The 12475-nt window shown below is 61.1% G+C and carries 10 protein-coding genes; 4 read left to right on the forward strand and 6 right to left on the reverse strand.

Annotated elements, in window-relative coordinates:
• From ACYASU_RS23930 to ACYASU_RS23945, 4 genes are all read right to left on the reverse strand, one after another.
• A complete protein-coding gene (locus ACYASU_RS23930) occupies positions 1 to 246 on the reverse strand; it encodes a GlsB/YeaQ/YmgE family stress response membrane protein (RefSeq protein ID WP_037016790.1) in 246 nt (81 codons plus the stop codon).
• A gap of 224 nt (positions 247 to 470) precedes the next feature.
• A complete protein-coding gene (locus ACYASU_RS23935) occupies positions 471 to 1553 on the reverse strand; it encodes a 5-(carboxyamino)imidazole ribonucleotide synthase (RefSeq protein ID WP_463584307.1) in 1083 nt (360 codons plus the stop codon).
• A 7-nt stretch (positions 1554 to 1560) separates the two neighbouring features.
• Positions 1561 to 2052 (reverse strand): 5-(carboxyamino)imidazole ribonucleotide mutase, encoded by a 492-nt coding sequence (gene purE / locus ACYASU_RS23940; protein WP_463584308.1) that lies wholly within the window; start codon positions 2050 to 2052, stop codon positions 1561 to 1563.
• Between the two features lie 211 nt (positions 2053 to 2263).
• The gene (locus tag ACYASU_RS23945; protein WP_192174542.1) at positions 2264 to 3175 is read right to left on the reverse strand and encodes a LysR substrate-binding domain-containing protein; all 912 of its coding nucleotides are present in this window, start codon (positions 3173 to 3175) and stop codon (positions 2264 to 2266) included.
• Positions 3176 to 3386: 211 nt separating this feature from the next.
• Between ACYASU_RS23945 and ACYASU_RS23950 the strand changes: the two genes are divergently transcribed.
• The 3 genes from ACYASU_RS23950 (at position 3387) to ACYASU_RS23960 (ending at position 7503) form a co-directional block, all read left to right on the forward strand.
• A complete protein-coding gene (locus tag ACYASU_RS23950; protein WP_282365398.1) occupies positions 3387 to 4811 on the forward strand; it encodes an aspartate ammonia-lyase in 1425 nt (474 codons plus the stop codon).
• A gap of 202 nt (positions 4812 to 5013) precedes the next feature.
• A complete protein-coding gene (locus ACYASU_RS23955) occupies positions 5014 to 6468 on the forward strand; it encodes an alanine/glycine:cation symporter family protein (RefSeq protein ID WP_192174540.1) in 1455 nt (484 codons plus the stop codon).
• A gap of 30 nt (positions 6469 to 6498) precedes the next feature.
• Positions 6499 to 7503, forward strand: a complete 1005-nt coding sequence (locus ACYASU_RS23960; RefSeq protein ID WP_463584309.1) for an asparaginase — start codon at positions 6499 to 6501, stop codon at positions 7501 to 7503.
• A gap of 394 nt (positions 7504 to 7897) precedes the next feature.
• Here ACYASU_RS23960 and ACYASU_RS23965 read toward each other — a convergent pair whose 3' ends face one another.
• Positions 7898 to 8764: a bestrophin family protein gene (locus tag ACYASU_RS23965; protein ID WP_463584310.1), complete on the reverse strand. Its 867-nt coding sequence runs from the start codon at positions 8762 to 8764 to the stop codon at positions 7898 to 7900.
• Positions 8765 to 9031: 267 nt separating this feature from the next.
• Between ACYASU_RS23965 and tkt the strand changes: the two genes are divergently transcribed.
• Entirely contained in the window at positions 9032 to 11143 is a 2112-nt protein-coding gene (gene tkt, locus ACYASU_RS23970) for a transketolase (RefSeq protein ID WP_463584311.1), read from the forward strand.
• Between the two features lie 64 nt (positions 11144 to 11207).
• On the opposite strand, the gene ACYASU_RS23975 is transcribed toward tkt, so the two are convergent.
• Positions 11208 to 12419 carry a YeeE/YedE family protein gene (locus tag ACYASU_RS23975; RefSeq protein WP_463584312.1) on the reverse strand — a complete coding sequence of 404 codons (1212 nt, stop codon included), beginning with the start codon at positions 12417 to 12419 and terminating at the stop codon, positions 11208 to 11210.
• Between the last annotated feature and the right edge of the window lie 56 nt (positions 12420 to 12475).

Raw genomic sequence — 12475 nt, forward strand, 5'->3', positions numbered from 1 at the left:
TTAACGCTTTTTAATCATGCCGTAGATCACCAGCAGGATGATCGCGCCGACAAGCGCACCGAGGAAACCTGCACCCTCGCCTGCGCGGTAGATACCCAGCGCCTGACCACCATAAGTGGCGGCCAGCGAGCCGCAGATACCGAGCAGGATGGTCATGATCCAGCCCATGCTGTCGTCGCCTGGCTTCAGAAAGCGCGCCAGCAGACCTACGATCAAGCCGATGAAGATGGTTCCGATGATTCCCATGCCATGTCCCTCTGTTTGAATGAATATGCCAAAGCCTAGCAGGCTATTGGCAACACGCTATGAGAGGTGTGGCCCGGCGAAATGGTTCAACAGGATATGAAGGACACTGTAGGAGCGAGCTTGCTCGCGATCACGCTGGGCCAGACAGCAATGATGTCGCGGACAAATGCTATCGCGAGCGAGCTCACTCCTGCGGAGGCGGTCAAGACTGGCCACCGCGGTGATCAGTTTTTGATCAGAGCCTCGACCTGCTTCACCTGACGATCCAGCGTCGCGCGGTCTTTGCTGCGCACGGTGGCGTGGCCGACCTTGCGCCCGGCTTTAAAGGCTTTGCCGTAGTGATGCAGGTGGCAATCTTCGACGGCAATGACCTGCTCCACTGCAGGCACTTCACCGATGAAGTTGAGCATCGCGCTTTCGCCGACCTTGGCCGTCGAACCCAGCGGCAGCCCGGCAACGGCGCGTAGATGGTTCTCGAACTGGCTGCACTCGGCGCCTTCGGTGGTCCAGTGGCCGGAGTTGTGCACGCGCGGGGCGATTTCGTTGGCTTTCAAGCCGCCATTGACTTCGAAGAATTCAAAGGCCAGCACGCCCACATAATCGAGCTGCTTCAGCACGCGCCCGGCGTAATCTTCAGCCAGCGCCTGCAGCGGGTGATCGGTACTGGCGACGGACAGGCGCAGAATGCCGCTGTCGTGGGTGTTGTGGACCAGCGGATAGAAGCGGGTCTCGCCATCACGGGCGCGTACGGCGATCAGCGAGACTTCGCCCGTGAACGGCACGAAGCCTTCAAGCAGGCATGGCACGTTGCCCAGCTCGGCGAAGGTGTCGACTACGTCTTCGGGCGTGCGCAGGACTTTCTGGCCCTTGCCGTCGTAACCCAGCGTGCGGGTTTTCAACACGGCCGGCAGACCAATGCTGGCCACCGCAGCGTCCAGATCCGCCTGGGACTGGATGTCAGCGAACGCCGGCGTCGGGATGCCGAGGTCCTTGAACATGCTCTTTTCGAACCAGCGATCGCGGGCGATGCGCAGCGCTTCGGCACTCGGGTAAACCGGCACGAACTGCGAGAGGAAGGCGACGGTCTCTGCCGGCACGCTTTCGAATTCGAAGGTGACCAGATCAACATCATTCGCCAGCTGGCGCAGGTGTTCCTGATCGCCGTAATCGGCGAGCAAATGCTCGCCAAGCGCAGCGGCGCAGGCGTCCGGTGCGGGGTCAAGGAAGGCGAAGTTCATGCCCAGCGGGGTTCCCGCCAGTGCCAACATGCGACCCAACTGGCCGCCACCGATTACGCCGATCTTCATGAAAACCTCAGGCCTCGCGTGGGTCTGGATTGTCCAGAACGCTGTCTGTCTGCTCAGCGCGGAATGTCTTCAGCACTGCGTGGAAGTGTAGGTGCTTGGCGCCCAGGATACTGGCCGACAACAGCGCGGCGTTGATCGCGCCCGCTTTGCCAATGGCCAGGGTCGCGACCGGAATGCCGGCAGGCATCTGAACGATGGAGAGCAATGAATCAACGCCCGACAGCATGGAAGACTGAACCGGCACACCCAGAACGGGCAGATGAGTCTTGGCAGCGCACATGCCAGGCAGGTGAGCGGCCCCACCGGCACCGGCGATGATCACCTCGATGCCACGGCCTTCGGCTTCTTCGGCGTACTTGAACAGCAGATCGGGCGTGCGGTGCGCCGAAACCACTTTGACTTCGTACGGAATGCCGAGCTTTTCAAGCATGTCGGCGGTGTGGCTAAGGGTGGACCAATCGGACTTGGAGCCCATGATCACGCCAACCAGTGCGCTCATCGTCGTGCCTCTCATCGGGCGCCCGCAGGCGCGGCTAAAAACAACAAGCCACGCGGGAAAACCGGCGTGGCTTGTCGTACAAATTATGACCAGTCGAACCGGCCGAAGGCCGCGGAGTATACCGCAAAGAGTCTCGTTTGACAGACTGCCGGCGACCTCCTGTCAGCCAACCAAACCGGCCCACGGAAGCCCGGATTTACTGACTCCAAGGTCAGGCGGCGGGCGAGCTGCCCCCGGCTTCCAGCTTGCGCCACAACAGCCGCACATTGGCCTTGCGAACCAGCGCGCAGCGGTACAGCCGAATCTCCAGCGGGACGTGCCACTGAGTGCCGCCGCAGATCACCAGCTCTCCCCGTTCGAGCTCCGCCGTCACGCTCAGGCGCGGCACCCACGCGATACCCAGCCCCTGGAGCGCCATGCCCTTGAGGCTGTCGGCCATCGCCGTTTCGTAAATCGTCGTGAAGCGCACGCTGCGCTGGCGCAACAGCAGGTTCACCGAGCGACCCAAGAACGCACCCGCGCTGTACGCCAGCAGCGGCACGCTCTGTTCCCCTTCCAGGTCGAACAGCGGACGCCCCTCTTCATCGGTTGAGCAGACTGGCAGCATTTCGGTCACGCCCAGGTGCAGCGACGGGAATATCTCGGCGTCCATCTGCAGTGCGGCGTCGGGGTCATAGAACGCCAGCATCAGATCGCAGCCGCCTTCACGCAGCGCATGCACCGCGTCGCCGACGTTAGTAGCGACCAAGCGCGTGGCGATGTTCAGCCCTTCGTTGCGCAGCTGCGCGATCCAGCGCGGGAAGAAGCTCAGCGCCAGCGAGTGCGCGGCGGCGATCTGCATGACCTCGCCCTGCCCGCTTTCCAGATGGTGCAAATGACGCAGCACCTCGCCGAGCTGGTCGACCACTGTCCTCGCGGTGACAAGGAATAACTGCCCCGCCGCCGTCAGCTCGATTGGCGTGCGCGAGCGATTCACCAGCGTCAGGCCAAGGGCCGCTTCAAGGCTGCGAATGCGCCGGCTGAAGGCCGGTTGCGTGACGAACCGACGCTCCGCCGCCTGGGAAAAACTGCGGGTCGCGGCCAGCGCGCTGAAGTCTTCCAGCCATTTGCTTTCCAGGTTCATCGTTTCTCCAGCCCTATAAGTTGCGCATTCGCGGGTACGAACGGGAGCCTCATACACTGATTCACACGCTCGTCACAATCCCCGCGTCACAACGACATTATGCCGATTGTGCATAGGGCAGCGTTTTACAGCATTGGTCCAGAATAGCCCACAGGCCTAGTATCAAGGGCGTTCCGGCTTAGTCCGTGCCCATCTTGAGACTTTCTCTATCATGTCCTCCGCTGCATCATTTCGCATCGAAAAAGACTTGCTTGGCGTTCTCGAAGTACCCGCTGAAGCGTATTACGGCATCCAGACCCTGCGCGCAGTGCATAACTTCCGCCTCTCTGGCGTTCCGCTTTCGCACTACCCCAAGCTGGTCGTAGCGCTGGCGATGGTCAAGCAGGCAGCGGCGGATGCAAACCATCAGCTGGGCCATTTGAGCAACGAGAAGCATGCGGGCATCAGCGAAGCCTGCGCACGACTGATCCGCGGTGATTTCCATGATCAGTTCGTCGTCGACATGATTCAAGGCGGCGCCGGCACCTCCACCAACATGAACGCCAATGAAGTCATCGCCAACATCGCGCTCGAAGCGATGGGCCATGCCAAGGGCGAATACAAATACCTGCACCCGAACAACGACGTGAACATGGCGCAGTCCACCAACGACGCCTACCCGACGGCGATTCGCCTGGGTTTGCTGTTGGGCCACGACGCACTGCTCGCCAGCCTCGACAGCCTGATCCAGGCGTTCGCGGCCAAAGGTCACGAGTTCAACCACGTGTTGAAAATGGGCCGTACCCAATTGCAAGACGCGGTGCCAATGACCCTGGGTCAGGAATTCCGCGCCTTCGCCACCACGCTGACTGAAGACCTCAATCGCCTGCGCAGTCTGGCGCCTGAGCTGCTGACCGAAGTCAATCTGGGCGGCACTGCCATCGGTACCGGCATCAACGCTGACCCTGGTTATCAGCACCTGGCCGTTCAGCGTCTGGCGACCATCAGCGGCCAGCCGCTGGTGCCGGCCGCCGACCTGATTGAAGCCACCTCCGACATGGGGGCTTTCGTGCTGTTCTCCGGCATGCTCAAGCGCACTGCAGTCAAGCTGTCGAAGATCTGCAACGACCTGCGCCTGCTCTCCAGCGGTCCGCGCACCGGCATCAACGAAATCAATCTTCCTGCGCGTCAGCCAGGCAGCTCGATCATGCCGGGCAAGGTCAATCCGGTGATTCCGGAGGCGGTGAACATGTGCGCCTTCGAAATCATGGGCAACGACCTGGCGCTGACCATCGCGGCCGAAGGCGGCCAGTTGCAGCTGAACGTGATGGAGCCGTTGATCGCCTACAAGATCTTCGACTCGATTCGCCTGCTGCAGCGCGCCATGGACATGCTGCGCGAGCACTGCATCGTCGGCATCACCGCCAACGAAGTGCGCTGCCGTGAACTGGTCGAGCACTCGATCGGCCTCGTCACTGCGCTGAACCCGTACATCGGTTACGAAAACGCCACTCGTATCGCCCGCGTCGCCTTGGAAACAGGCCGTGGCGTGCTGGAGCTGGTGCGCGAAGAGGGCCTGCTCGATGACGTCATGCTGGCGGACATCCTGCGCCCCGAGAACATGATTGCGCCGCGACTCGTGCCCTTGAAGGCTTGATCCGTCCGGCCCCTTGCGACACTTGCAACACGATCACCAGGCTGAGGGTCTAGACACCCCTCACCCTTTTGAGGGCCGGGAGCACACGCTTCCAGGCCCTTTTTTTTGCCCGGCGTCATTTGGGCATGAAACAAACCGGATAAAGACTCCAATAACGCGCGCCGGTATAGTGCGCACCCTCTAAGAAAGCGAGGAAACACCAATGCTTGAAGTCATCAACGACTTCCTCTCGGGAAAAGTACTGATCGTGCTCATTGTTGGGCTCGGTGGATATTTCACGATTCGCTCGCGTTTCGTTCAGTTCCGTCACTTCTTTCACATGTTCGCGGTGTTCCGCGACAGTTTGCGCAGCAGCGCGGGCCAATTGAGTTCGTTCCAGGCCCTGATGCTGAGCCTTGCCGGCCGCGTCGGCGCCGGTAACATCGCAGGCGTCGGCATCGCGGTCACCCTCGGCGGACCCGGCGCGGTGTTCTGGATGTGGGTCACTGCCCTTGTCGGCATGGCGAGCAGCTTTTTCGAATGCTCCCTCGGCCAGCTGTACAAACGCTGCGACGCCGAAGGCCAATACCGCGGCGGCCCGTCGTATTACATTCAGCACGGCCTGGGCAAACGCTGGCTGGGCATGATCATGGCGGTGCTGTTGCTGGTGACCTTCGGGTTCGCCTTCAACGGCCTGCAATCCCACGCCGTGACCCACTCGCTCAACGACGCCTTCAAGATCTCGCCAAGCTACGCCGGCGTCGGTCTGGCGATTCTGCTGGGCCTGGTGTTCGTCGGCGGGATCAAGCGCATCGCCAAGGTCGCCGACCTGCTGGTGCCGATCAAGACGCTGGTCTACATCGCCGTCACGCTGTATGTCATTGGCGTGCAGTTCGAACACGTTCCGCACATGCTGATGACCATCGTCAAAAGCGCGTTCGGCATGGATGAAGTGTTCGGTGGCCTGATCGGCAGTGCCATTGTCATGGGCGTCAAACGTGGCGTCTTCGCCAACGAAGCTGGCCTTGGCAGCGCACCCAACGTGGCAGCGGTGGCTCAGGTCGAGCACCCGGTGGCACAAGGTGTGGTTCAGGCGTTCAGCGTGTTCCTCGACACCTTCGTCATCTGCACCTGCACCGCGCTGCTGATCCTGCTGTCGGGTTTCTATACCCCCGGCTTCGAAGGTGATGGCATTGCCCTGACGCAGAACTCCCTCGCCGCCGTCGTCGGTGACTGGGGCAAGCTGTTCATCAGTGTGGCGCTGGCGCTGTTCGTGTTCACCTCGATTCTCTACAACTACTACCTGGGCGAAAACAGCCTGCGCTTCCTGCTGGGCGAGAACCGCAAGGCCATCTTCGGCTACCGCGTGTTGGTTCTGGCGTTGATTCTTTGGGGTGCGGTCGAGGATCTGGGCACGGTGTTCGCCTTCGCCGACATCACCATGACGCTGCTGGCCTTCGTCAACCTGATCGCGCTGGCGATGCTGTTCAAAATCGCGCTTCGGGTGCTGAAAGACTACGATGCCCAGCGTAAAGCCGGCATCAAAACGCCGGTTTTCGACTCCAGCCAGTTCCCCGATCTGGACTTGGATCTGAAAGCCTGGCCAAAGCCCGATGCTGCGCAGCCTGCAGCGCACGCGGCAGCGATCGGCGGCAAACCCGTCACGGACGCGCGTTGATCATTTGAACGTCAATCAAGGGAGACAGGCATGAATCGCGACAACCACGCATCAGCCCGCCAGGTAATGGTCCTGTATACCGGTGGAACCATCGGCATGCAGGCCAGCGAAAACGGGCTGGCACCTGCCTCCGGCTTTGAGGCACGCATGGCTGAGCAACTGGCTGCACTGCCCGAAATGGTGGTGCCCCAGTGGTCGTTCCGCGAAATGTCCCCCCTGATCGACAGCGCCAACATGACGCCTGCCTACTGGCAGCGCTTGCGTGAGGCGGTGGTCGATGCAATTGAAGCGCAAGGGTGCGACGCCGTGCTGATCCTGCACGGTACCGATACCCTGGCTTACAGCGCAGCAGCCATGAGCTTTCAACTGTTGGGCCTGAATGCCCCTGTGGTGTTCACCGGGTCCATGTTGCCAGCGGGCGTGCCGGACAGCGATGCCTGGGAAAACGTCAACGGCGCCTTGCAGGCTTTGGGTCAAGGGCTCGCCGCGGGAGTGCATCTGTACTTCCACGGGGAGCTGCTGGAACCTACTCGTTGCGCGAAGATTCGCAGCTTCGGCCGCAACCCTTTTGCGGCGCTCAATCGCGCTCGCGGTGGTGAGGCGGCATCGGCGTTGCCGGCGGCGCTGGACTATCGCCAGCCCAAGCAACTGGCGAACGTTGCGGTGCTGCCGCTGTTTCCCGGCATCGGCGCTGCTCAGCTAGACGGTTTGATCGACAGCGGTATCCAGGGTCTTGTGCTGGAATGCTTCGGCAACGGCACCGGTCCCAGCGATAACGCTGACTTCCTTGCCAGCCTTCAGCGTGCTCACCAGAAAGGCATCGTGGTCGTGGCGATTACTCAATGCCACGAAGGCGGCGTCGAACTGGATGTGTATGAGGCCGGCAGCCGGCTGCGGGGCGTCGGCGTGCTGTCCGGCGGCGGCATGACCCGCGAAGCCGCGTTTGGCAAGCTGCATGCGCTGCTGGGGGCTGGGCTGAGTGGGGATGAAGTGCGGCAGCTTGTTGAGCTGGACATGTGTGGCGAGTTGCGTTGAGCGAGTAGCGCCGCTCAGATAATCGTCTGCAGGCCTTTGTCTGCGATGAGCAAAGACATATCGCAGGGCGGTAACCCGCAACGGGCCGCAAATTACCCGGCGTCCAGACACTTTGCTCGCGCAGCAAACCCAATCCTGTGGGAGTGAGCTTGCTCACGAAGACGGCATTTCAGCCGCTGAAGATTCAGCGCACCTTCCCACCTCTTCGCGAGCAAGGTGGAACGCCACCCCGGTCGCTCCCACAACTCGTGTATCAACAGGTGCATTTGCGGTGGCTTCATTCTTGATGCAAAAGCGGCCTCTCGACCGCTGGATAGCTCGCGGATAGAGCATCCTCTCAGTCCAGATGCGCCTAGCGTCGTTCATGCCCTCTCAGAGCAAGGGCATGACCTCATCACGAATAAGCCACCTCAACCGGCCGCTTATCCATCGCATCCTGCAGCATTGAATTCAGATTGCCGGAGATGTTTTCGCACAGCGCTTTCATCTGGATCTCGTGCTCGGAGGCTTTGAACGGGCTTTGCAAGTCGGTGCCGATTTTCTCGATTGCCAGCAGCATGAAGCCGACCACGGTGGACGCCAGCGGCGTGAACCAGCCCAGCGTTTCGACCAGACCAATCGGCACGATGATGCAGAACAGGGTGATGAACAGACGCGGGAACGTCACGTACGGGTAAGGCAACGGGGTATTGGCGATGCGCTCCATGCCGCCCTGGTTGTTGGAGATTTCCACCAGCGTCGCTTCGAGCCGTTCCAGACGAATGCTGTCCAGGCGGCCGGCTTTGTATTCCTGAGCAATGATCGCCGCAGACTCATTGAGGATGGCGTTGGGAAAGTTGTTGGTGCGCGTGCGGCGCTCGAATTCTTCCCGGGAAATCATCGCAGTGACCTGCTCGCCACAATCACTGCCCTTCAAATGGGCCGACAGACATTCGACATAAGCGACGTGCCGACGCAACAGCGTGGCCTTGACCGGGTTCAGGCCGTCCTCGTCATCAATGAACGTCAACACCTGCCGGGCGAAGCTGCGGGAGTTATTCACCAGCGCACCCCATAACGTGCGCGCCTCCCACCAGCGGTTATACGCACTGGTATTGCGAAAACTGGTCAGCACGACCAGCGCAGAACCCAACAAGGTCAGGGGCATCGATGGGAGGGTGATCTTGCGATCCAGAAACAGCATGAAGTCGACGGTGACGACGACGTCCCAAATCAGCAGCCAGAACAAAGACCAGCCGATGTAGGTAAACGTCCGGATCATGGCCCGGTACTTCTTGACGATCAATTCCTGCAAAAGCCACCTCCGCAGTGCGCTTAAACCGGTCGGCAAAGGCTCGACCCAAGGCTTCGAATACGTGAGAACAACTTCGTTCGTTACGCCCACAGGCTATATGTAACCAAATACGAGCGGAAAGCTGAATCGCTTCTCCACCGGCTCGACTGACAGATTGTTCATGGAACGATCACAGCCTCCGAGGGCTCAACACCTATCTGGATGCTTCCGCTACCCGTCACGAGGAGAACGTTAATGAGCTCGTCTGCCAACTCTCACTCCACCGAACGATCAGGCGCAGTGCGCACGTTTACGCCGCACACCGACCGCGACCAACTGACCATCAACACCATTCGCACCCTGGCCATGGATGCGGTGCAAAAAGCCAATTCCGGGCACCCCGGCACGCCGATGGCGCTTGCCCCTGTGGGCTACACGCTGTGGAAAGATTTCCTGCGCTACCACCCGGAACACCCTGACTGGCCAAACCGCGACCGCTTCGTGCTATCGGTCGGTCACGCTTCAATGCTGCTTTATTCACTGCTGCACCTGGCCGGTGTGATCGAGATCGACGAGCACGGCAAGCCATCGGGCAAACCTGCGGTGAGCCTTGAGGACATCAAGCAGTTTCGCCAGATGGACTCCAAAACCCCGGGCCACCCCGAATACCGCATGACCACCGGCGTGGAGACCACCACTGGCCCGCTGGGTCAGGGTTGCGCGAATAGCGTCGGGATGGCGATGGGCGAGCGCTGGCTGGGCGAACACTTCAACACGCCGGGCGCGACGCTGTTCGATTACAACGTTTACGTGCTCTGCGGCGACGGCGACATGATGGAAGGCGTAACCGCAGAAGCCGCCTCACTTGCCGGTCATTTGAAGCTGTCTAACCTGTGCTGGATTTACGACAACAACACCATCAGCATCGAAGGTCATACCGAGCTGGCTTACAGCGACGATGTGCAGAAGCGTTTCGAGGGCTACGGCTGGAAAACCCTGCACGTCAAAGACGCCAATGACGCCAGTGCGCTGGCAAAAGCGCTGCAGACCTTTCAGCAAACCAGCGATGCACCAACCCTGATCGTGGTCGATAGCGTCATCGGCTTTGGCTCGCCCAACAAACACAATACGTCTGCCGCCCACGGCGAACCGCTGGGCGATGACGAAATTAAGCTGACCAAAAAAGCCTACGGCTGGGATGAAAACAGCAGCTTCCTGGTGCCGGAAGACGCTCGCCATTACCTGCGGGATGCGCTGCTGGAACGTAGCGGCGGCGATTACGACGCCTGGCTTGAGACCTTCAACCAGTTTGAAAAGGACCAGCCCGACCTCGCCGATCAGCTCAAGCGCATGCGTGCCGGTGAGATGCCCGAAGGCTGGCAAGACAAGCAGATGAATTTTGAAGCCGACGCCAAAGGCATTGCCTCCCGCGCGTCCGGTGGCAAAGTGCTGAACGCCTTCGCCGAGCAGATTCCTTGGCTGATCGGTGGCTCCGCAGACCTTTCGCCGTCGACCAAAACCAATCTGACGTTCGACGGAGCCGGTAGCTTTGAGGCGGGCAATTACAGCGGTCGAAACCTGCACTTCGGTATCCGCGAACATGCCATGGGCTCAATCGCGAACGGCTTGGCCCTGTCCTATATCCGCCCGTACACCTCGACGTTTCTGGTCTTCAGCGATTACATGAAGCCGCCGATTCGTCTGGCGTCGATCATGGAATTGCCGGTTATTTTCGTCTTTACCCATGACTCCATCGGCGTCGGCGAAGACGGCCCGACACACCAGCCCATCGAGCAACTGACTCAGCTGCGGGCAACACCCGGTGTGCTGACGATTCGTCCGGGCGATGCCAACGAAACGGCCGAAGCCTGGAAAATAGCGCTGGCGCAAACCAGCAGACCGTCCTGCCTGGTGCTCTCGCGTCAGCCGTTGCCGACCCTTGATCGCTCGAAATACGCCGCCGCCGAGGGCCTGACTAAAGGCGCGTACGTGCTGGCCGATGCGGTAGAAGGCAAAGTGGACGTGATCTTGATCGCCACTGGCAGCGAGGTCGGTATGACCGTCGAAGCGTTCGAGACGCTCAAAGCCGAAGGGGTTGCGGCGCGAGTGGTGTCGATGCCGAGCTGGGAATTGTTCGAGGATCAGGACAAGGCCTATCGCGACGGCGTGCTGCCGCCGGATGTGAAAGCCAGGGTGGTGGTGGAACAGGCGGGGCCGGTGGGCTGGGATCGGTATGTCGGCCAGACCGGCGCGAAGGTTGTGATGAACACCTTCGGTGCGTCGGCCCCGATCGAGAAGCTGCAGGCCAAGTATGGATTCACGGCGGAAAACATCGCCAAGCTGGCGAAGGAGCAAATCGCCGGTTAATCCTGTGTAAGAGCGCTTGCCCGCACCTCGCGGGCAAGCGTCCTCCCTCCTTCAAATCACTCGATCAGCACCCTGTCAAAACAGCAGGCCGACGCTCGCCCTCAAAGAATATAGGCCGAATCCGCACACCCACTGCGTTGCCCGCAAAGGCAGCGACCAGCCAGAGCCAGCCGTGCAGGCTGCCTGAGGCGATCCCGCTGAAGTACGCGCCAATGTTGCAGCCGTACGCCAGGCGCGAACCGTAACCCAGCAACAGCCCGCCAATCACTGCAGCGATCAACGAGCGCGTCGGGATTTTCAGACTCGGTGCGAATCGTCCTGCAAGGCCTGCCGCCACTGCCGCACCCAACATGATGCCGATGTCCATGACGGTGGTGATGTCCTCCCACACCGGCGCGGTCAGCGCCTTGGCATTCGCTGGCATCTGCCAGAACGGCCAACTGCCCACGTCCACCCCCAGACCACCGGCGACTTTCGCACTCCACAGCGCGAAGGCCGAAGTGATCCCCCAGGGGCGACCCGCCAATGCCAGCGTGGCGTAGTTGAGCAGCGCCAAGCCGACCGCGCCCCACACCAGCGGCCACGGCCCGCGAAAGAAACGGCGCACGCCAACATGCTCGCTGGTGACGGCCGCTTCCAGCTGTCCGTGCCGACGCTTTTCCAGCTTGACGGTGACAAGGGCAATGATCGCAAACAGCGCCAGGCTCATCAGCAACGCAGGGACCACGCCGAAGGTTTTAACGATGGAAGTGGCGGGGAACGACGGCAACGAGAACCACCAGTCGACGTGATGCGTGGCGATCAGCGAGCCAATGATGAAGAACAGCAAGGTCACGAGCATCCGCGCATTGCCGCCGCCGACGGTGAACAACGTGCCGGACGCACAGCCGCCGCCCATTTGCATGCCGATGCCAAAGATGAAGGCGCCGAAGACAACCGACACGCCCGCCGGGGCCACAAGGCCGGTGACCGGCGTGCCGAACAGCGTACCGGCACCCAGCGCGGGGAAGAACAGCACCACCGCGACGGCCAGCATCACCATCTGCGCGCGCAAGCCGGCGCCGCGCCGCTCGTTGATGAATACCCGCCAGGCCGATGTGAAGCCGAAGGCGGCGTGATAGAGCGTGAGGCCCAGCGCCGCGCCAACGATCAGCAACAGCACTTGCCTGCCGCCAACGGCGGATTGCAGAAACAGAGCGCCGATCACCAAGAAGAGGAAGGCGATCAGCGGCGCGCCGAGCTTGCGCTGCGGCGCCGCGGAGAGAGGAAGACTCATGGGCGTATCTCGAAGAAGGATTGCGATGGGCGCGAGTATACGCCGGTGCCTGCTGG

The sequence above is a fragment of the Pseudomonas sp. HP_12 genome, assembly GCF_055283955.1.